Below are 20,313 nucleotides of genomic sequence, written 5' to 3' on the forward strand. Positions count from 1 at the left end.
GGTTTCCTGCTGGATTCGGCTTGCCAGAGCGGGTCTGGGTATCAAAAAAAAGCGCGTCGCAGGATCAGCGACGCGTCGGGCGAGCGGGCATCAGCCAGCTGCGCGGGTCAGGTGCCGAGCCGCGCTGTTGCGCCAGCGAGTCAGGTGCTGTTCGGCGTAACGCCGCAGATGGCGTAGCAATTGAGCCTGCTCGTCGACCAGATAGAAGTGGTGGCCTTCGAACATATCCAGAGAAAACCCCGTCGCGGCGTCTTCCTGCCAGTCGAGCAGTTCTTCGACGCTGACGCTGTCCTGCTTGCCGCCGAATACGTGAATGGGGATATGCAGCGGCTCGCGCACGCCATAGACAAAGCTGCCACACAGCAGAAAATCGGCGCGCAGGATCGGCAGCATCATTTGCATGAGTTCGTCATTGGCGATCACCTCTTCGCGGGTGCCCTTGAGCGTGCGAAGTCGTTCGATCAATTGCGCATCGGTCCTGGCCACGGCGTAGTCGCTGACGTCGCGGCGCGCAGGCCCCGCCGTGGCCGAGGCGAACAGCGCCAGCGGCGCGGGCAGCCCGCGAGCGCGCAGTGCATGCGCCAGTTCGAAGGCCAGCAGCCCGCCCAGGCTGTGCCCGAACAGCGCATAAGGGGTGTCGAGTTCGGCGGCGATCTCGTCGGCCAGTTGACCGGCCAGTTGCACGATATCCGTCTGCAACGGTTCGGCCATGCGCATGCCGCGGCCCGGCAGTTCCAGCGGACGCACGTTCAGCCAGTCCGGCAACGCGCGCCGCCAGGGGCTGTAGAACATCGCGCTGGCACCGGAATACGGCAGGCAGAACAGCTTCATGCCTGTTGAGCTGTTCATATCAGGGCCGTCCGTCCATTGGATCCGGTGTAAAAGCCGCGATGCGCGCGATCGATACGCATGGTGTTCTCCTGATGTCATCCCCGGCCTGCGTCATGGGCGGGCCTGTCATCAATGAGAACGGACGGCGTTCGGAAATAATTAGTCGCGTTCGGCCGCCTTGCACGCGCGTCGGGCGCGCTGGTCGGAATCGCCCCTTTAAAGTGCGCTGATGCGCTTTCGCATTTGACAATAATTATCATTAAGACTAATTTATCGCCCCACGTGATGGCGCGACCCACAAGGCCGCTCCCCTCCAATGACTTTGCAGCAAGGTGAATTCCATGACGGAACAAGTATTCACAAGTAAGTGCGATTCACCCCTCCTCCAGGCTTTCGTCGACAATTACCTGCTGCTGGTCAAGATTGCGGCACGCATCGTGGGTTGTCGGTCCCGCGCGGAGGATGTGGTTCAGGACGCGTTCTTCAGGCTGCGTTCGGCCCCTCAGGTCACGCTGACGTTCAAGGCTCAGCTCAGCTATCTGTTTCAGATCGTGCGCAATCTGGCCATCGACCACTACCGCAAGCAGGCACTGGAGCAGCGATACACCGGCCCTGAGGCCGAGGGACTGAATGTGGTGATTCAGGGCGCTTCGCCGGAAACCTCGCACATTAACTTCTCGAGTTTGGAAAAAATTGCCGACGCGCTTTCGGAGCTGCCACCCCGCACCCGTTACGCGTTCGAGATGTACCGCCTGCACGGTGTACCGCAAAAGGACATCGCCAAGGAACTGGGCGTCTCCCCTACCCTGGTCAACTTCATGATTCGCGATGCGCTGATTCACTGTCGCAAGGTCAACGGCGTCAGAACCGAGCCTTGAGCCTTTTCAGACGACAAAAAAATCCGGAGCCTGGGCTCCGGATTTTTCGTTTTGGCTCGACGCTTTTTATCAGCGGCTGACCTGGTACTCAGGCTGCACTTCCGGCATGGCCGAGGAGTGGTGGTTCAAGATCTTCCACTCGTTGCCGACACGATGGTAAAGGAAGGTATAGCGAGCCTGGACCTTGCTCTGCTTGCCCTCGGCCGACGTCAGGGTGAAGGTGTAGACACCGCTGTCCACTGCTGCATCCGGACCCAGACGGCGGATTTCCCGGTAGTTGATCTCACCGACCGGCTTGAGGGCCAGGAAGTGCTCGAAGTAGTCCTTGATCTCGGCCGGGTTGGCTCGCACCTTGTTCGAGACTGTCGGCTGCAGCACGGCATCCTTGGCGTAGAGTGAGACAACGGTCTGCGGATTGCCGGTTTTCAAAGCCTTGTTCCAGCGGTCGAACAGACCTGCAATCTCTTTATCGTTTACGTTGCTTGGCTGCTCGGCCACCATGCGGTAGGTGTAACCGCCGGCCGGTTCGGCAGCTGCCTGAACCATCGGGGCGCTTACAGCGAGGAACAGGGCCAGGGCGGTCAATTTCAGTTTCATTGCAACTCTCCTACGGGGTAATCGGTTCAGGGATTCAGTGGTTGCCAATTTGCCCTGTAGCGCTGTTTGCTCCATCGGCCGAACGGGGTTATTTGCCTATGCCAACTGGCAGATAGGCGCACAATCGCCTTACGCGTTCTAATGGCTGTACTCAAGGTGTGCTCGCGCGCGCATCACCCTTCGCTGGAGCCCTCCCCTATGCAAAGCCCTCCCCATGACCCGGCAAGTGCCCTGGCGATTCGTACCCAGTATCGCCAGTCGCAAAGCCGTGCCGCCCGTCTGCGACTTCTGGTGGACACAGGCCAGGAACTGACCCAGCTGCCGCCCGAAGCCATGCGCCAGCGGGTGCTGCAACGGGCCTGTGCCTTCGTGGCCATGGACCATGGCCTGCTGCTTGAGTGGAACAGCGATAACGTAGTCACGATCACGGCCAGCCACGGCAGCAAGGAACGTCTGAACTCGATGGACAAGGTGGCCGACACCCTGGCCGTCGGCCCGCAGTGGCTGGATTGTCCGCAAGACCGACTGCCCAGTGTGCTGATGCTGCCGTTGCGCGGTGCAGATGAAGGCGCGTTCGGCACGCTGCTGCTCGCCAACAGCGTCGGGATCAATGCCCCGGACAACGAAGACATCGAATCCCTGCAACTCCTCGCCACGCTGCTGGCGGCGCATCTGGAGAACAACCGCCTGCTCGAAGCGCTGGTGGCGCGGGAGCGGACCATGTCCGAGCTGGTGCATCAACTGTTCACCGCTCAGGAAGACGAACGCAAGCGCATGGCCTATGACCTGCATGACGGTCTGGCACAAACGCTTGCCGGACTGCATCAGCGTCTGCAAGGTTTTGCAGGACGCTGCCCGGACCTGCCGGAGCCCATGAGCGCCGACCTGCAGGCCATCCTCAATCTGGCCCAACACTGCGTGGGCGAAGGACGGCAGTTGATCAGCGGTCTGCGCCCTACCGTGCTCGATGACTTCGGCCTGCTTCAGGCGGTCGACAAGGAAGCTGACCGCCTGCGCGAAGCCGGCATCGCCGTGCACTGGAGCTCGCGCTCGATGGTCCGCCTGCCCAGCCATCTGGAGATCGGCCTGTTTCGCATTGCTCAGGAAGGCATCAACAATGTGCTCAAGCATTCGGGCGCTGGCAGCGTGCAACTGGCGCTGGACATCAGTGACAGTAACGTTTCGCTGCTGCTCGAGGATAATGGCCGCGGTTTCGTGACCGATCAGCGCAGCGACGGCAACGGCGTTCAGAAACTGGGGCTGGTGGCCATGCAGGAGCGCGCCAGTCTGATGGGTGGCCGCCTGACCTGTGTCAGCCGTCCCGATTGCGGTACGCGATTGCGCGCTACTGTCCCTTTCACTGCTGACAAGGCAATTCAATGACTGACACCCTGCGACTGGTCCTTGCGGACGACCATGAAGTGACCCGTACCGGATTCGTCTCGCTGCTGGCAGGACATCCTGAATTCGAAGTGGTTGGCCAGGCCGCCAACGGCCAGCAGGCCATTGAGCTCTGCGAAGAACTGCAACCGGACATCGCGATACTCGACATCCGCATGCCGGTGCTCAACGGACTGGGCGCGGCCCGGCTTCTGCAGCAACGCATGCCGAAGCTCAAGGTGGTGATCTTCACCATGGACGACAGCACCGATCACCTGGAAGCGGCGATCAGCGCCGGTGCCGTGGGCTACTTGCTCAAGGACGCCAGCCGCGATGAGGTGATTGCCAGCCTGCAACGCGTGGCACGTGGGGAAGAGGCTCTGAACAGTGCGGTCAGCGCGCGCCTGCTGCGCCGCATGACCGAGCGCAACACCAGCGGCGCGTCACTGCCCGAAGCCCTGACGCCTCGCGAACGTCAGGTGCTGGGGCTGGTGGCAGGCGGTTTCAGCAACCGGGAAATCGGCGAAAAACTGGGCATCACCACCGGCACTGCCAAGGCTCACGTGGAAAAAGTGATCGGCAAGCTCGGCGCATCTGATCGTACCCAGGCGGCTGTGCGTGGCGTGGCGCTGGGGCTGGTCACTCAGGCACCGGGCGACTGGCAATGACAGCACTGTCCACCAGCCGCTGGCAGGATCTCCCCCTGCGTGGCAAGGCACTGCTGGCGATTTCGATGCCGCTGGTGGTGCTGATGTCCTCGCTGGGGTTGATCTATCACGCCGAGCGCCAGACCGCGCAGGCCGAAGAGGATGTGCGCCGTGCACTGCTGGTGCAGGGTGATATTCAGACGGTGCATACCCAGATCGCCGAAGCAGCCGCAAGCGTGCGCGGTTACCTGCTGACCCGCCAGGCGGATTTTCTGCCTGGTTATCTGAACGCACAGCCGCTGATCGACGCGGCGCTGTCACGGCTTGATGCCAATATCCAGGACGAGCGGATGCGCGGGTACCTGACGTCGATCGAGCCCCTGATCCACGCCAAGGCCGACGGGCTGGCAAAACTGCAGGCACTCAGCCTGGATGTACCGGAAAATATCACGCGCATCCTGATTGAAAACAAATACGTACTCGATCAATTGCGCGAACGCATCAGCACCATGCGCGAGCGCGAGGACACGCTGCTGGCCGAACGCACTGCCGCCGCGTCGGCCACTCGCCAGCAACTGTTGCTGTCCACGCTGCTGGCCGCCGCCTGCGGCATCATCGGCGCCATTCTGGCGGTGCTCATGCTGTCGCGAGGCATCGTCACGCGGGTCCAGCAGGTGCAGCGCAACGCCCAACGCCTGGCGCTCGGCCATCCCTTGCGGCCACAACCTCCGGAGAAAGACGAGATCGGTCAGTTGAGCACGCGTCTGGTCGAAGCCGGGCAATTGCTTGCCGAGCGTGAGCGCGCCCTGCGGGACAACGAAGAACGCCTGCGGCTCATCATTGAAGGCGTGAAGGACTACGGCATTTTCGCGCTGGACAAGCACGGCTACATCACCACCTGGAACGCCGGTGCCGAGCGTATCAAGGGCTACACCGAACAGGAAATCATCGGTCAGCACTTCTCTGTTTTCTACCAGCCAGAGGAGTGTCCGCAGCATCCGGACATGGCGTTGCATGAGGCTACGGTCGAAGGGCATTACATGGAAGAAGGCTGGCGCTGCCGCAAGGACGGCAGCCGTTTCTGGGCCAGCGTGGTGATTACTGCACAGTACGACGGCAACGGCGAACTGCGTGGTTTCTCCAAGATCACCCGAGACATCACCGACCGCCGTGCCGCAGAGATCGCGCTGGGTACTGCCCGTGAAGAAGCCGAACGCGCCAGCCGGGCGAAAAGCGAGTTTCTTTCGCGCATGAGCCACGAGTTGCGCACGCCGCTGAACTCGATCCTGGGGTTTGCCCAGTTGCTGGACATGGATTCGACTGCCAGCCAGCGGCCGCAGGTCGGACACATCCTGCGTGCCGGCCAGCATTTGCTGAAGCTGATCAACGAGGTGCTGGACATCGCCCGTATCGAAGCTGGCCACCTGTCCCTGAGCCTGGAACCGGTGGCCCTGTCGGCAGTGCTTCAGGAAGCGCTGGTGCTGGTTTCGCCGATGGCGGCGGACGGCAACATCCGACTGGTCGAACTGCCAGACATGCCGGACGAACTTGGCGTGATCGCCGACCGCCAGCGCCTGATCCAGGTGTTGCTCAACCTGCTGTCCAACGCCATCAAGTACAACCGGCCCCATGGTCAGGTGCAGATCGAAGTCGAGCAACTGGAGGAGCACACGACCGTGACGGTGATAGACACCGGCCACGGCATCGCCGCCGAACGCATTGATCAGTTGTTCAAACCGTTCGAGCGCCTGGGCGCCGATCCGAATGTTGAAGGCACCGGCCTGGGTCTGGCGCTGAGCAAAAGCATGCTCGAGATGATGCAGGGTCAGCTGTCGGTGGAAAGCACGCCCGGACAGGGCAGCCGCTTCACCCTGAGACTGCCTCACGTTCAAGTGCAGGCTCCCGTCGCACCCGCACCGCGTCCGACCGAACTGCTACCGGCTGTGCAACGCCCTGCCGCTACCGACTATCACGGCAAGGTGCTGTGCATCGAGGACAACCTGTCGAGCATGGCCCTGATCGAGACGCTGCTGCAGCGCAGACCGGGCATTCGGCTGCTGTCGAGCATGCAGGGACAACTGGGTCTGGACCTGGCCAGGCAGCATGCCCCGCAATTGATCCTGCTGGACCTGAATCTGCCGGACCTTCAAGGGCTGGAGGTCCTGCAGCGTCTAAGACGCCTGCCAGCGACCGCGCATACGCCGATCCTGATGATCACCGCCGACGCCAGCGACACCGTTCAGCGAACCTTGCAAGCGGCCGGCGCAACCGCCATCCTGACCAAACCCATCCAGGTGCCGGCCTTTCTCGCGTATCTGGATCAATACATACCGGAGCCGACATGACCGGAGATTTCCGTATCCTGATCATCGATGATCAGCGCCCCAACCTTGAGTTGATGGAGCAACTGCTCGCCCGGGAAGGACTGACAAACGTACTGAGCAGCACCGAGCCGTTGCGTACGCTGGACCTGTTCAACAGTTTCGAGCCGGATTTGGTGGTACTGGACCTGCACATGCCCGAGTTCGACGGCTTTGCGGTCCTTGAACAACTGAACCGGCGCATTCCCACCAATGATTACGTGCCGATCATGGTTCTGACTGCCGACGCTACGCGTGACACTCGCCTGCGCGCCCTGGCATTGGGCGCACGGGACTTCATCAGCAAACCGCTCGATGCGCTGGAAACCATGCTGCGGATCTGGAACCTGCTGGAGACACGGGCGCTGTACAAGACGCTGCGCAAGCTGGTGCCGCCCGAGCACATAGAACTGCTGCGCCAGCCACGTTCGCTGGCACAGCAATAGCTGGCGGCTTACTTGATAAGCGTCACCGGCACCGACGCTTCATGAATCACCCGCGTGGCGACCGAGCCCAGCAACAGGCCCGTCACGCTGCTCAACCCCCGGGTGCCCATGACGATCACGTCGCAACCCAGCTTCTGCACCTGCGCCTCAACCTGCTCCGCAACATTGCCCAGATCGACGTGCGCCTGAAAGGGTGTTCCGGCAGCGGTCAGCAGCTCAATCGCATCATCCAGCACACGCTTGCCTTCGTTGTTCAGGCCGGCCTTCACACCCTCTATCATGTCCGGTGCCAGATAGAGGCTGTAATCGATCGGACTGGCCTGCACGTTCAGCAGATGAACCTCAAGCGGCTTTTTGAGATCGGCAGACAACTCAATGACATACCCGACAGCCCGCATCGCGTGCTCGGAACCGTCGAAAGGAACAAGAACTTTATGCATGGCGGCTTTCCTTGTTGGATTATGCCGTCAACATAGCCTGAGCCGGGCGGCGCAGCTACAGGAAAGAACGGTTGATTTGATCCAGCGCAAGCAGGCGACGCCTGGACTGCCAGACGTCATTGAGAAAACACCTGTTTGCTCGCCTTTAGCGACCTTCGAGGAAAGCTGCCGCCTGATCCAGCAGCATCAACGGGTTCTCATGCTTGTGGATATCGACCGAAAGCAACTGCCGAAAACGCCGCGCCCCCGGAAAGCCCTGAGCAAGCCCGAGCACATGCCGGGTGATGTGGTGCATGTTGCCGCCGCTGACCAGATGCGCCTCAATGTAAGGCCGCAGTGCCTCCAGCGCTTCGGCGCGACTGATAACCGGCGCGGTGCTGCCGAACAGTTGCTGATCCACTTCCGCCAGCAGGTAGGGATTGTGATACGCCTCACGGCCCAGCATCACGCCATCGAAGGTCTGCAGATGCTCCTGGCATTGCTCCAGCGTCTTGATACCGCCGTTGAGGACGATCTCGAGCTGCGGGAAATCCTTCTTCAATTGCGCAACCACGTCATAACGCAGCGGCGGAATATCCCGATTTTCCTTCGGCGACAAACCTTCCAGAATCGCGATTCGCGCATGCACCGTAAAACTCTGGCAACCCGCCTCATGCACCTTGCCGACGAAATCACACAGCTGCTCGTAGCTGTCACGACCATTGATCCCGATGCGGTGCTTGACCGTAACCGGAATGCTCACCGCATCACGCATCGCCTTGACGCAGTCAGCCACCAACTCCGGATGCCCCATCAGGCACGCGCCAATCATGTTGTTCTGCACCCGATCACTCGGGCAGCCGACATTCAGATTGACCTCGTCATACCCCACACCTTCCGCCATCCGCGCACACGCCGCCAGATCCGCCGCCGTACTGCCACCCAACTGCAGCGCCAACGGATGCTCGGTCTCGTCATGCTGCAAGAACCGCGCGCTGTCGCCGTGCAGCAACGCGCCGGTGGTAACCATCTCGGTGTAGAGCAACGTGTGTTTGGAGAGCAGACGCAGGAAGAAGCGGCAATGGTGGTCGGTCCAGTCCATCATGGGGGCGACAGAGAAGCGTCTAGACAGCGAAGGCCTTCTAGGACGGGGGTTTTGGGCGATTTCTGGTTGCATGATCATCAGTGGTTTTAGCAAAATAGAGACAGTTTTCCTACTTTCGTTGCTACAAAGAGCAAGCGGCGGTAGCGATGTAGCAACAGAAGCAATGGGGAAACGATCATCCTGAGCTTGCTCGAAAGCTGACCCACAGCATCAAAAGAGGTTGCGTGAATGTCGCAGTTTATCAGGAAGCGCGGAGGTTTGATTGAGGCTCTCGGGCACGAAGCGCGCTGGTGTCATCTATCAGCGGCAGACTGCAGAGCGCTGCATCAGCGCGACCGCATCTGGCTTGGGGCCTAGCCCCCGACATCGAACGGGAACCACAACCAGCCAGGCAGCAGTAAAACAGCCGGATGGGGCTTGAGCAGAACCGCGAAGCAATGGACCAACCACCTTGCCCGAACCAATGCAAAGGCCGGGCGACCGGACAGATGCCGCTCGCGTCGAAATCCGCAGGTGGAATTCTTCAACCTGAGGGCAGATTATTCGATTCGACCGTCTCGCCATCTCAACCAAAGCCAATCAGTTGCGTGGAACGGTGTGACTATTGTCTATCATCAAGACATCCCGGAACACATCCGGCCTCAAGACTGCGATGTGCAAAAGCGATCTCGCGGCTCCAGACGGCATACGCCTCCCCTGTTCCCACTCTTGCAACGTCCTGACGGAGACACCCAGCAGCTCAGCAAATTTAGGCTGAGACAATCCGGTCTTGCCACGAGCTTCAGCGGCCTCGGTTATTTTGACCCCATGCACGTCCCCATGCCGCCCGGCTTTGACGTCTTGGATAGCCGCCAACAATTCTTCGCCAATATTACGTTTGGCATCTCGCTCAAGCAGTTCTTTTTCAGTCAGGGCCATGATTCAGCTCCTTTGCGATGCTGCGCAGGATGTGCGCAGGGATGTTTTCGGTAGCGCCCTTGCCGCAGATGAGCAATGCAATCAATACACCGTTGCGCAGTTGAGCGGTGTAAATCACCCTCACTGCGCCACTCTTGCCGCGGCCATCCATGCTCCAGCGCACTTTTCGGCAGCCGCCAGAGCTTGGTATTACCGCGCCGGAATCGGGATTATTTGCCAAGAATGCCATGAAGGCACCCCGCTCCTCTTCACTCCAATAGTCTGACCAGTGCCTGGAAAACAAAGGTGATTCGATAATGGTAAGCATAGGCAGCGATCATACGTCTTTGACGTAGTAATGACAATTATCGAAAGTGATCTGAAGGTAGTGCGAGGGCGGAAGGATGCGTTGGGTGCTAAAAAATTGCTAAAACGTCACATAAAAATTACTTAACTACCTGATTTTTAAGGGATTTTATAACAGGATAATCCATTCCATCATGGGGGCGACGGAGAAGCGGCGGGACAGCGCAGGCCTTGTAGGACGGGGGCTTGAGGCAATATCTAGTTGCATATTTATCAGTCGATTTTTAGCACTTTCGGGCTGTTTTTGGCCGTTTTTTGGGCGCGGTGCTAAAATTTAGCACCGCAAAAAAAACTTTTAGCACCGAAGGAACGGGATGGGAACGATCACCCAAAGGAAGAGCAAAAAGGGTGGAATCAAGTACACCGCACAAATCAGGCTCAAGCGCGCAGGAAAGGTAGTTTATCAGGAAGCGCAGGGGTTTTACCGCAAGCTCGTAGCTCAGGGGCAACGTGGAATCTTACAGGGACTGGAATGAATGGCGAAGGTGCTGTCCTGAGCAAAGTCTCCAGAGCGACCTGCATTGATTTCCATAGCCGCCATTAATAAACCCTTACCTACCTTGCGCTCCGCATTGCACATTGGACGCCGAACCTTGCGCAACACAGGTGGCCCTGTTCACGTCAACGGGTAGGTCTGCCTTGAATGCAAAACGCTCACGATCTCCACTCGATCAGAGCAATGCGGTAAACGATGATGTAATTAGGGTGCGCGACGAGTTCGCGCGTACCGGAAACCCGCTCTAGAGGAAAAAGATAAGGATGTTCAGCTAATGGTAAAGGCGCAGCCTGAAGACGTGATTTTAGGCAACGAGCGGCAGAGGGATTTTCATTGGCTATGTAGAGGATGATTGAAGAAAGGTCATTTACAGCAGCTTGCAGCCAGACAATGGGCAACATCAGCTACCCGATCTCTGCCTGGCCTCGGCAGCCTCAATGATCGCGTCCATGCGCGCCATGACTTCATCGTGAGGCACTGCACGTCCAGGTTCGGCCAATGAAGCTTCTACCTTGGCGCGAAACCAGAGATCGTAGCTATCAGCTTGCTCTTGCGTATCAAATTCGGAAACGATGGGGGAAAGTGTAGTGCTCATAGATACCTCCAAGTCACACAGGCCGCAGTCTAGTACGTTCCACTCGAGCTGTCAGGATTGGCGAATTGGGAAACTCTTCAGCACATATTTCTGCCTGTAAGGTTTCCGCGTGGCTGGTGACGTGAAAGCGCGGTGTCCAATGCCCTCATGAGCAAGATTCACAGCATGGGATGATCTTCATAAAACGTCGAAACGTGCGGACAGCCGGCACGGGACAATCAGTTGCTACCCTCCCCGCCATTCAAACCCGCCTCAAACTCTGCGTCACCACCCCCAAAATAATCAGATCATCGTTATCCGTCACAGGCTGCGACGGGTAATCCTTGTGGCTGGATTCCAGCATCACGACATTCCCGCGCATGTGCAACCGCCTGCATACCTGCGCCTCGTTGAGCGAGGCGATGACGATGTCGCCGTGCTCGGCGTAGCGTCCGCGGTCGACAATCAGCATGTCTTCCTTGCTGATGTGCTCCCCTTGCATGCTGTCATCCTGGATCGCAGCAATGAAAAAGTCCGGTTCTCGCACTTCGCAGAGCTCCGCGACGGAGACGTGTTTTTCGATGACGGGCGATTGAGAGCCGACGGACGACATGGAGATGAACGGGGGCTTGATGCCCCCTGCGGACAAGGGGCCGAGGAAGGTGACACTCATGATGCGAGCCTTATTATGATTAACTGTATGCATATACAGTTAATCGCGCATCAGGCCTGAGGTCAACCTTGGACGTAAGATATGTCGACAGATGGCGTCAGGGTTTGGCCTCCGAAAGCTGCTGAATCAACGCCACGGTCAGGTAAAGCCTGGGGGCGATGCTCGACAGTTCGATGTACTCATCATCGGCGTGCAAGCCGGCACCGACGACGCCCATGGTTTCGAGCACGGCCGGTTTTTCGCTACCCGGGACGTAGGCATAGCCTGCGTCAGTGCCGAAGCGCATGGCGATGGGCTCGACGTTGCGCCCGATCTTTCCGTAAAGCGTCTGGGCGGTTTTGGCCAGTTGCTCGGAGCCCGGGTTTTTCGCCAGAGGTGGGCGTCCTTTCTCAAGGCGTACCGACACTTCGGTGCCGTCGATGAGTTTCTTCTGCACGATGCGCTGGGCGTCGGCGATCACGCGGTCGCTTTCACTTAGGTCGGAATAGCGCATGTCCGCTTCCGCCGAGGCACTGGACGGGATGATGTTGCGCTTCTCGCCGCCCTTGATCAGCGTCCAGTTGACGGTGGTGCCTTTGGCTGAATCGCCCAGGTCCTTGAGTTGCAGCATCTGGTGCGCCAGTTCGATCGCCGCGTTGCGTCCGGCTTCAGGCGCGGAGCCCGCATGTGAAGACTTGCCTTTGACGTCGAGAATCACACCGTTGATGCCGTTGGTGGCGACGGTGACGGCGTCCTTGTCAGGTGGCTCGTAGGAAAAGACGTAATCGTGCTGGCGAGCCAGTTCGGCGATGATTTTCTTCGAGCCGCTGGAGCCGGTTTCCTCATCAGGGTTGAACAGCACGGTGAGTGTGCCGAAATCCTTGAAACCCTCCTCCTGCAGAAGTTTCAGGGAATGCAGAATCATTGCGACGCCACCTTTGGCATCGGCAACACCTGGACCGTAAGCGCGCACACCGTCCTGCTTGAAAGGGCGTTTCGCAGCCGTGCCCGGCCCGAATACGGTGTCGTAATGGACCATCAGCAGAAAGGATCGGGTACCGCTGCCCTTGATGGTGCCGACGATGTTGTCACCGGCGGAGGGCGTCGCGGGCGTGGTGGTGACTTCTGCGCCCAGTGCTTTCAGGCGCTCAACCAACAGCGCGCTGATGGTTTTCAGGCCGGGAGCCTGGCCTGTGCCGGTATCGACATCGACCAATTGCCTGACGGTCTCGAGATAGGCAGTCTGTTCGGTTTCGGCCTTTTTCAGTAACTGCTCGGGCGAGATGTCCGCCGCGAAAGCCCCGGTGGACAGGATGGAAAAGGCGATGACACTCGCAACCGATGTACGTCGAAATTGCATGCTGGTTCCCTCAGATCATTGCGGCTTGAAACCCCATCTTTACCCAACCTGCCTCACAAAACCACTTCCAGACGCCTGAGCGACGTCGAGCCATTCAAATGCAAATATGTATATAAATGTAACTGAGAGTAATTAGCATTTATCCAATTGTGAAAAAATTGTTAGGATCCTGCGACCAGCCACTGGCTGACCAAACGTCCGGCGCCCCGTTGTTCAAGTAGTTCGCCACTTTCCAAACGCTCAGGTCCATCGTAGGAAACCCACAATGTTTCGTCCGCTCACTTCGCTGACCGCTCTTGCGATTATCGGTGCATCAACTGCTGCGCTGGCTGCTCCCGATCAAACCAACCCGCCTGCCCAGACTCAGTCGAGCGCGTTGACGCTGGACAATGTCGACATCAATGCGCGAGCAGGCGTGGCGGGAACGGCGACCACCGAAGGCAGCGGTTCCTACACCACCGGCTCCATGAGCACTGCCACCAAGTTGCCGTTGTCGATTCGCGAAACGCCACAGTCGGTCAGCGTGATTTCACGTCAGCGCATCGAAGATCAAGGCATGAACGATCTGAACGATGTCGTGAAATACGCGCCGGGCATCATCCTGCGCAAGTTCGGTACGGACCGTCAGCAGTTTCTGGCACGCGGTTTCAGCATCGACAACCTGATGTACGACGGTCTGCCGACCATCGTGAGCACCTTCACGCTGGACACCATTTCCGGGGCCGATCTGGCGATGTACGACCGTGTCGAAGTGGTCCGCGGCGCCACCGGTCTGATGACGGGCGCAGGCAGCCCATCGGCAACACTGAATCTGATCCGCAAGCGCCCCACTGCCATACCGCAGGTCAGCGTGACGACCAGCGCGGGCAGCTGGGATCGCTACCGAACGGAAGTGGATGCCTCCAACAAGCTGACCGACTCGGGCACATTGCGCGGTCGGGTAGTGACAGCGTATGAAAAGGGCAACAGCTTTCTCGACGAGCGCGACGAGGAACGCCAGACGTTCTACGGAATCCTGGAAGCAGACCTGAACGAATCGACCACCTGGACCATCGGCGCTTCCAAACAGCGTGACGATGCAACATCGGACTGGGGCAGCCTGCCTTCGGGTCCAAATGGCCAATACCTCGGCCTGCCCCGCTCCACATTCCTGAGCAACGACTGGGCTTACTGGGACCGGGACAACGTCAGCGTATTCACCGACGTGACTCACCGGTTCGACAATGGCTGGAGCGGCAAGATCGCAGCGGCGAAGATATGGGCCGAGTCGGACATGTATTCCAACTACCTGACGGCTAACGGCAACGGTTATGGCCAGGCGGCAGGTCAGTACGACACCACCGATGTACAGACCAATATCGATGGCTCGCTGTCCGGCCCTTTCAAGCTGTTTGGCCGCGAGCATGACCTGATGCTGGGTGTCAGTCGCCGTGAAGAGAAATTCGACCAGAAAGGCGGTTTCTACGGATCGACGCCCATCGATATCTACAACTTCAACCCGAACTTGATTCCCAAGCCGGACATCAACACCCGCACGGCGTATGTCAGCCAGAATACCGCAACCGAAGACGGCATCTACGCAGCAGCACGCTTCAACCCGATCGATCCGCTGCACATCATCGTCGGCAGCCGGGTGAGCTGGTACGACTATCAGAACCGCTCGGCCAACACCGGCGATTACAAGGTCACCCGCGAGGTCACTCCTTATGCCGGCATCGTCTACGACCTGAACGACACCTATTCTGTCTATGCCAGTTACACCGAGATCTTCAAACCACAGAACCAGCAGGACGTGAGCGGTGCCATTCTTGACCCGATGACCGGCGAGAGCTATGAAATCGGTTTGAAGGGTGAATACTTCAACGGCGGCCTGAACGCCTCCCTTGCACTGTTCGACATGACTCAGGAAAACCGTGCTTACGCCATCGTCAATCCGCCCGCCAGTTGCCAGCAACAGAACCGCACCTGCTACGAAGCGGCGGGTGAAGTGCGCAGCCGCGGTATAGATGCAGAAGTCACCGGTGAGCTCACACCGAACTGGCAGGCTTCGGCGTCCTACACGCTGGTGCTGAGCCAGTACGTCAAGGACCGGAACTTCGACAAAGGTGATCGATTCGCAGCCGAGCAACCCAAGCACCTGTTCAAGGCCGCGACCACGTATCACCTGTCAGGCGACTTCAGCAAATTGCGCATCGGCGCCGACGTACTGGCACAGAGCGACACGTACAACCGTGTCGGCACCGGTCGCTCGGAGCAGGACTCGTATGCAGTGGTGGGCTTGATGGCGGGTTACCGCTTCGACGAGCACTGGGACGCCCGAGTGAACCTGAACAACGTGCTGGACGAGAAGTACTGGCAGGGCATTCCAACCGCAACCGGCAGCGGCGTGTACGGAGATCCACGTAACGTGATGTTCTCGTTGAAGTGGTCGCTTTGATTGCTCGATAAACACACTCACAGGCGCCCAGGGAAAACCCGGCGTCTGTGAGACGTTATGAGAGCGCCCTAATACGTCACTATGACCAGCCCCTCATGCTCATCTGGCACCGTGAAGTAGCTGGTGATGAGATCGAACTCTTTGTCCGTCGCAGCAAAATCGTGATCACCCCGGGCATTGCGCGCACGCAGTCGCGCGCGACACGTCTCATCATCGACATTCAGAAAATGCAGACAATGCTGCACTTGGGCACCATCGGCGAGCGCACGAAGCCAGGCTCGATCCGGGACTGTATTGGCAGGAAAATCCAGGACGACGCTTACACCTGTCGCCAGTACGCTGACCACTAAAGGCTCCAGCACCCCACGAATACGTCGGGCGCGATTTACATAGTCGGAAACAGAGCGGATTTCGTCAGGATAGAGCGCCGCAAGCCAGCGGTCTTCGCTGATGACGATTGTCTTGGCGTCGCTGCCCAATGTGCGAGCCAGGGTTGATTTGCCGGATGCGATTTTGCCGCACATAAGATGCAATATCGGGGTCGTCATGGGAATCCTTTCAATTCGTCCAGTACAGATACGTTAAGTGAAACCCCACCATACGACCATGGGGCACGCTTAAATCAAGGTTCAGGGAACAAGCAGCCCGCCATGGGCTCAAAACCATTCTCGACAAGGTTTGCGCGACAATGCCGACCCTCGATGCCACTGATGCGCAAAGCTTATGCGCCACGGCCTTGAGTGGGCGGCAGCGCTCGGGTAATGTCATCCAACCGCACAGGACAGAGCACGCTCATGACTTCCAAGCTGGATCAACTCAAGCAATTCACCACCGTTGTCGCTGACACCGGTGACTTCGGCGCGATCAAAAGCCTCAAGCCGCAAGACGCTACCACCAACCCTTCCCTGCTGCTCAAGGCCGCTTCGAGCGAGAGCAACTCGCAACTGCTGGCCGACGCGTTCAGCGGCAGCAAGGGTGACATTGGCCTGGCGTGCGACCGCTTCGCCGTCGCCATCGGCCAGGAGATTCTCAAGGTCGTTCCAGGTCGTGTTTCCACTGAAGTGGATGCCCGCCTCTCGTTCGATACCAACGCCCTGATCGAACGCAGCCATCGCATCATCGAGTTGTACGACAAAGCGCATGTCAGCCGTGATCGCGTATTGATCAAGCTGGCGTCCACCTGGGAAGGTATTCGCGCTGCCGAAAAGCTGGAGAAGGAAGGCATTCAAACCAACCTGACCCTGCTGTTCTCCTTCGCTCAGGCCATTGCCTGCGCCGAAGCCGGCGTGTTTCTGATTTCGCCGTTCGTGGGCCGCATCTACGACTGGTACAAGAAGTCATCCGGTCAGGATTACACCGGTGCCGAAGATCCGGGCGTGCAGTCCGTGACCCGCATCTACAATTATTACAAGGAAAACGAATACGAGACGGTCGTGATGGGCGCAAGCTTCCGCAACCTGAACCAGATCGAACAACTGGCTGGCTGCGACCGTCTGACCATCAGCCCGGACCTGCTCAAGCAACTGGCTGAAGACACCGGCACACTGGAGCGCAAACTGGCTCCGGGCAATCCCGGCGAAGATGGCAAGACTGACCATAAACTGACTGAAAGCCAGTTCCGCTGGGCGTCGAACGAAGATGCCATGGCCACCGAGAAGCTGGCTGAAGGTATTCGTCAGTTCGCTCGCGATCAGGAAAAGCTCGAGGCTCTGCTCTCCGCCAAGGCCTGAAAACATTAAAGGGCGACCTCCTTGCGGTGGTCGCCCTTTTTGCTGCCCGCCATTCAGCGTGACAGACAGGGAATGCTGTTAGCGCTGACCTTCGAGCGCGTTGACCAGATCATGGAAGGCTTCACGATTGGAGTCGTTGAGCCCCATGAGGATCTTGTGCGCTTCAAGCACCTTGGCCTTGACCACTTCCTCGCATTGATCCTGCGAAGGCAGATCAGTCAGACACTCAGGACGCGGAATGGGCCGGTCGACGATGTTGAACACCTGATCGAAACCCATCGACTGCAACAACCGCGTGATGTCTTCGTGAGTGGTCACCAGCGTTGGCAACAGACCCACTTTCTGACGGGACAGGATAGAGAGCTTGGCCAGCAAACCAAGCGTCGTGCTGTCGATGCTGCGAGTCTCGGTCAAATCAATCACCACCGCCGAAAAATTCAAGGCAGTGAAGATACGCTCGATAGTCGCGTCCAAGGCCGAACACAGCGTCAACCGCACTTCACCCACGAACTTGAGAACGAAGGTGCCTTCCTGCTCGGCGAACTGGATTCTACCGGTACTCATTAAAGATTCCTGCTTAACACTAACAAGGCGATATCATCCGGCATCTCCCCTAGCGTTGCCAATTCAAAAACCTGACGCAAGCCATCCAGGCTGCCGCCGGCCGTCTTCACCAATTCGGGTAAAACGGCTTCTTTCTCTTTGAGTGTATCACCGGGCAGCAGATCGAGTATGCCGTCAGACAGCATGGTCAGACTGAACGACGCTGGCAGGTCCATTTCATGGTCCTGATAGGTCGCTTCGTTGAACAACCCGACCGGCAATCCACGTCCTTCCAGATAACGCGTCTGACCCTCGGTGTACAGCACCGGCAGCGGCAGATGGCCGCCAACGGCATAGGTCAGCTTGCCCGATTCTTCATCGATGACACCGCCAACCATGGTCACGTGTTTGCCCAGCTTGCAACTGATCAGCCCGCGGTTGATGTGCCCTAATACATCGGAGGGTTTGAACTCCGGCAAGGTTCCGCCACGCTTGGATTCAAACAGCAACCGCGTGGTCATGAACTTCAGCAATACGGTAATGAATGCCGAAGAGGCACCATGCCCGGATACATCGGCCAGATAAAACGCAACGCGTCGCTCATCCACCCGGAAATAGTCGACAAAATCGCCTGACAGGTACAACGAGGGAATGATCTGGTGCGCGAACTGAAACTCGTCGATCGCCCACGGCGTGATCGGCAACATGTTCATCTGCACCTGACGGCCCGCATCCTGATCTTCCTGAAGCAGATGGAGGCTGGCTTCAAGCTCGCGATTGGCTGTTTCCAGTTTCTCGCGGTAGACCTGGTTTTCCTTGAGCAGGCGCGCACGGTCCAGCGCTCGACGCACTGAATGCTCGAGCACGGCCAGGTCTTCAAGTGGCTTGATCAGGTAATCGGCGGCGCCCAGACGCAGGGCTTCGACCGCATCGCTCATGACGCCCGCGCCGGAAACGACGATGACCGGCGTTTGCGGAGCGATGGACGTCACCTGACGAATCAGCTCAAGACCACCCATCTGAGGCATGCGCAGGTCGCAGACCACAAGATCAGGGGTTTTCTGCTCGAATATCTGAATACCCTGCAAGCCGTTACTTGCCTGCAGGACGCTGAAGCCACTGTCTTCCAGATAGGCGGCAAGGCTTGCGCGAACGACTTCATCGTCGTCGATTATCAGCAGCGTGGCACTGGTTTTTGGCATGTGGGCAAACGGCGCCAGATCAGGTTTGCGTAGGCGGCCCGGTTAACCGGAACCTGCTTACTGGATTCGCTTCTAGCCTCTCTTAAACCATCCGTGCACAACAATGTTGCGCATCGTGTTTCAGAGGTGCCCTTCAAGGCGCAGACGGTACTCCCATCCGACGGGCGTTTCAAGCGTACTCCGGCGCGGACTTTGCGCTCTTTACATCGCAAATCGCCGGGAGTTATAAGAACGGTCACATCAGCAACCAAAACTAAGGACTGGACATGAGTCGAACCGATCGCGACTACGAGGAGAAAAGGGATTACATCCGCATGCGCGTCGACGCAGACGTCAACCTGATCCATGCGGGACAGGTTATTCCCGCCGTGTGCATTGACCTTTCAAGCTCTGGCATGCAGGTCCAGGCGCCCCGCTCGTTCAGCGTCGGAGACAAGCTGAACGTCAGCATTGATTCCGATCATCCGGCGCTCAAGGGCCTGGAAGCTGATACTGAAGTGGTCTGGGTAACGGACGAAGAAGGCGGCGGACAGAAACTGGGCCTGTCTATCGTGTCCATGAAGTGAGTCATGGTTCACATTCCGGAAAAACAATAAAGGCGACCCTTGGTCGCCTTTATTCATTATCACGCTACGCAAAAACGATCAAAAATCGTCTTCGACCTGCCCGTCCTTGACCTTGAATTCGCGGTTCTGCAGATACGCATTGCGAATGAAGGTGTAACGGTCGCCACTGATCATACGCTCGGCCGACAACAGGCTGGCGCGGGTATCAACCAGATTCACGCCCAGCGCGGTGTTACGGGTCGGTACGTGGTCGATGTAGCGATATGGCGTGGTGTAGGTGTCCGGAATCTTGGCGAAGGCATCACGCACAGTGCTCGGACCCAGCAGAGGGATCACGACGAAAGGACCGCTGCCGACACCCCAGTGACCGAGGGTCTGGCCGAAGTCTTCGTCATTGCGCTGCAGGCCCATGTGGGTGCCCACGTCGATGAAGCCCAGCAGGCCGAAGGTGGTGTTGAAAATCAGGCGGGCGGTGTCGACACCGGCGGCCGCTGGTTTGGCTTGCAGTACATCGTTGGCAAGGTTGCCTACGTCACCAATGTTGTTGAAGAAGTTGTGCACCCCGTCCTCGACGAATTGAGGCGCGACGTACTGATAACCCTTCGCCAATGGCTTGAGTGTGTAGGTATCAACGACATCGTTGAAGCGGAAGATGGCACGGTTGACGCCTTCCCACGGATCGTCTTCTGCCGCCTGCGCGACAACTGGAACCAGCACCATACCGGCACAGACAGACAACTGAGCCAGACGTTTGATAAAGCCTGCACCGGTCACGGGCATAGCTGACACTCCTGATCGAAATAATGACGCGGGTGCTACGCCCCCAC

At 58.4% G+C, this 20,313-nt stretch carries 23 protein-coding genes; 9 read left to right on the forward strand and 14 right to left on the reverse strand.

The annotated features are described in order from the left end of the window. Positions 1-90: 90 nt before the first annotated feature. A complete protein-coding gene (locus tag AC0IXS_RS04955; protein WP_122690519.1) occupies positions 91-849 on the reverse strand; it encodes a thioesterase II family protein in 759 nt (252 codons plus the stop codon). 323 nt (positions 850-1,172) lie between these two features. Here AC0IXS_RS04955 and AC0IXS_RS04960 point away from each other — a divergent pair, with 323 nt between their 5' ends. Beyond that, entirely contained in the window at positions 1,173-1,709 is a 537-nt protein-coding gene (locus AC0IXS_RS04960) for an RNA polymerase factor sigma-70 (RefSeq protein ID WP_043306703.1), read from the forward strand. Between the two features lie 69 nt (positions 1,710-1,778). Here the strand turns inward: AC0IXS_RS04960 and AC0IXS_RS04965 are convergent, their stop codons facing one another. Then, a complete protein-coding gene (locus tag AC0IXS_RS04965; protein WP_004881189.1) occupies positions 1,779-2,306 on the reverse strand; it encodes an SgcJ/EcaC family oxidoreductase in 528 nt (175 codons plus the stop codon). Between the two features lie 198 nt (positions 2,307-2,504). Here AC0IXS_RS04965 and AC0IXS_RS04970 point away from each other — a divergent pair, with 198 nt between their 5' ends. From AC0IXS_RS04970 to AC0IXS_RS04985, 4 genes are read left to right on the forward strand one after another with little or no spacing between them, the layout of a single operon-like run. Continuing rightward, positions 2,505-3,689, forward strand: coding sequence for a sensor histidine kinase (locus tag AC0IXS_RS04970; RefSeq protein WP_122438386.1), 1,185 nt, complete (start codon positions 2,505-2,507; stop codon positions 3,687-3,689). Next, the gene (locus AC0IXS_RS04975; protein WP_004881185.1) at positions 3,686-4,354 is read left to right on the forward strand and encodes a response regulator; all 669 of its coding nucleotides are present in this window, start codon (positions 3,686-3,688) and stop codon (positions 4,352-4,354) included. Before AC0IXS_RS04970 ends, AC0IXS_RS04975 begins: the two co-directional genes overlap by 4 nt. Continuing rightward, positions 4,351-6,678 carry an ATP-binding protein gene (locus AC0IXS_RS04980; RefSeq protein WP_163014780.1) on the forward strand — a complete coding sequence of 776 codons (2,328 nt, stop codon included), beginning with the start codon at positions 4,351-4,353 and terminating at the stop codon, positions 6,676-6,678. The genes AC0IXS_RS04975 and AC0IXS_RS04980 overlap by 4 nt, the downstream gene beginning before the upstream one ends. Continuing rightward, entirely contained in the window at positions 6,675-7,139 is a 465-nt protein-coding gene (locus AC0IXS_RS04985; protein ID WP_004881182.1) for a response regulator, read from the forward strand. The genes AC0IXS_RS04980 and AC0IXS_RS04985 overlap by 4 nt, the downstream gene beginning before the upstream one ends. A gap of 8 nt (positions 7,140-7,147) precedes the next feature. Here AC0IXS_RS04985 and AC0IXS_RS04990 read toward each other — a convergent pair whose 3' ends face one another. From AC0IXS_RS04990 to AC0IXS_RS05005, 4 genes are all read right to left on the reverse strand, one after another. Further along, positions 7,148-7,579 (reverse strand): universal stress protein, encoded by a 432-nt coding sequence (locus tag AC0IXS_RS04990; protein ID WP_004881179.1) that lies wholly within the window; start codon positions 7,577-7,579, stop codon positions 7,148-7,150. 145 nt (positions 7,580-7,724) lie between these two features. After that, positions 7,725-8,735: a tRNA dihydrouridine(20/20a) synthase DusA gene (gene dusA, locus AC0IXS_RS04995; protein WP_122668561.1), complete on the reverse strand. Its 1,011-nt coding sequence runs from the start codon at positions 8,733-8,735 to the stop codon at positions 7,725-7,727. A 507-nt stretch (positions 8,736-9,242) separates the two neighbouring features. Beyond that, entirely contained in the window at positions 9,243-9,581 is a 339-nt protein-coding gene (locus tag AC0IXS_RS05000; RefSeq protein WP_057408783.1) for a helix-turn-helix domain-containing protein, read from the reverse strand. Next, entirely contained in the window at positions 9,568-9,888 is a 321-nt protein-coding gene (locus AC0IXS_RS05005; protein ID WP_122668494.1) for a transcriptional regulator, read from the reverse strand. The genes AC0IXS_RS05000 and AC0IXS_RS05005 overlap by 14 nt, the downstream gene beginning before the upstream one ends. Positions 9,889-10,240: 352 nt before the next feature. Here AC0IXS_RS05005 and AC0IXS_RS05010 point away from each other — a divergent pair, with 352 nt between their 5' ends. Further along, entirely contained in the window at positions 10,241-10,402 is a 162-nt protein-coding gene (locus tag AC0IXS_RS05010) for a hypothetical protein (protein ID WP_163033559.1), read from the forward strand. Positions 10,403-10,580: 178 nt separating this feature from the next. Here the strand turns inward: AC0IXS_RS05010 and AC0IXS_RS05015 are convergent, their stop codons facing one another. From AC0IXS_RS05015 to AC0IXS_RS05030, 4 genes are all read right to left on the reverse strand, one after another. Next, complete coding sequence (locus AC0IXS_RS05015; RefSeq protein WP_341538554.1) at positions 10,581-10,823, reverse strand: type II toxin-antitoxin system RelE/ParE family toxin; 243 nt, start codon at positions 10,821-10,823, stop codon at positions 10,581-10,583. Beyond that, positions 10,823-11,017: a type II toxin-antitoxin system RelB family antitoxin gene (relB, locus tag AC0IXS_RS05020; protein ID WP_122522127.1), complete on the reverse strand. Its 195-nt coding sequence runs from the start codon at positions 11,015-11,017 to the stop codon at positions 10,823-10,825. The genes AC0IXS_RS05015 and relB overlap by 1 nt, the downstream gene beginning before the upstream one ends. 241 nt (positions 11,018-11,258) lie before the next feature. Continuing rightward, entirely contained in the window at positions 11,259-11,669 is a 411-nt protein-coding gene (locus AC0IXS_RS05025) for a LexA family protein (RefSeq protein ID WP_471824018.1), read from the reverse strand. Positions 11,670-11,766: 97 nt separating this feature from the next. Then, positions 11,767-13,008: a M20/M25/M40 family metallo-hydrolase gene (locus AC0IXS_RS05030; protein ID WP_471824020.1), complete on the reverse strand. Its 1,242-nt coding sequence runs from the start codon at positions 13,006-13,008 to the stop codon at positions 11,767-11,769. 265 nt (positions 13,009-13,273) lie between these two features. On the opposite strand from AC0IXS_RS05030, the gene AC0IXS_RS05035 reads away from it, so the two are divergent. Next, positions 13,274-15,445: a TonB-dependent siderophore receptor gene (locus AC0IXS_RS05035; protein WP_122690518.1), complete on the forward strand. Its 2,172-nt coding sequence runs from the start codon at positions 13,274-13,276 to the stop codon at positions 15,443-15,445. A gap of 68 nt (positions 15,446-15,513) precedes the next feature. Here the strand turns inward: AC0IXS_RS05035 and AC0IXS_RS05040 are convergent, their stop codons facing one another. Beyond that, positions 15,514-15,993, reverse strand: a complete 480-nt coding sequence (locus AC0IXS_RS05040; RefSeq protein WP_471824022.1) for a P-loop nucleotide/nucleoside kinase family protein — start codon at positions 15,991-15,993, stop codon at positions 15,514-15,516. Positions 15,994-16,239: 246 nt separating this feature from the next. Between AC0IXS_RS05040 and tal the strand changes: the two genes are divergently transcribed. Further along, a complete protein-coding gene (tal, locus tag AC0IXS_RS05045; protein ID WP_471824024.1) occupies positions 16,240-17,175 on the forward strand; it encodes a transaldolase in 936 nt (311 codons plus the stop codon). A gap of 78 nt (positions 17,176-17,253) precedes the next feature. Here tal and rssC read toward each other — a convergent pair whose 3' ends face one another. Together rssC and rssB are read right to left on the reverse strand one after the other, a co-directional pair. Continuing rightward, a complete protein-coding gene (rssC, locus tag AC0IXS_RS05050) occupies positions 17,254-17,739 on the reverse strand; it encodes an anti-sigma factor antagonist RssC (RefSeq protein WP_004881040.1) in 486 nt (161 codons plus the stop codon). Then, positions 17,739-18,920 carry a two-component system response regulator RssB gene (rssB, locus tag AC0IXS_RS05055; protein ID WP_004881038.1) on the reverse strand — a complete coding sequence of 394 codons (1,182 nt, stop codon included), beginning with the start codon at positions 18,918-18,920 and terminating at the stop codon, positions 17,739-17,741. The genes rssC and rssB overlap by 1 nt, the downstream gene beginning before the upstream one ends. 266 nt (positions 18,921-19,186) lie before the next feature. On the opposite strand from rssB, the gene AC0IXS_RS05060 reads away from it, so the two are divergent. Continuing rightward, a complete protein-coding gene (locus AC0IXS_RS05060; RefSeq protein WP_004881036.1) occupies positions 19,187-19,486 on the forward strand; it encodes a PilZ domain-containing protein in 300 nt (99 codons plus the stop codon). A gap of 78 nt (positions 19,487-19,564) precedes the next feature. Here the strand turns inward: AC0IXS_RS05060 and AC0IXS_RS05065 are convergent, their stop codons facing one another. Next, a complete protein-coding gene (locus tag AC0IXS_RS05065) occupies positions 19,565-20,266 on the reverse strand; it encodes an MlaA family lipoprotein (RefSeq protein WP_004881035.1) in 702 nt (233 codons plus the stop codon). Positions 20,267-20,313: the final 47 nt, after the last annotated feature.

This window comes from Pseudomonas sp. AC016 (genome assembly GCF_979253365.1).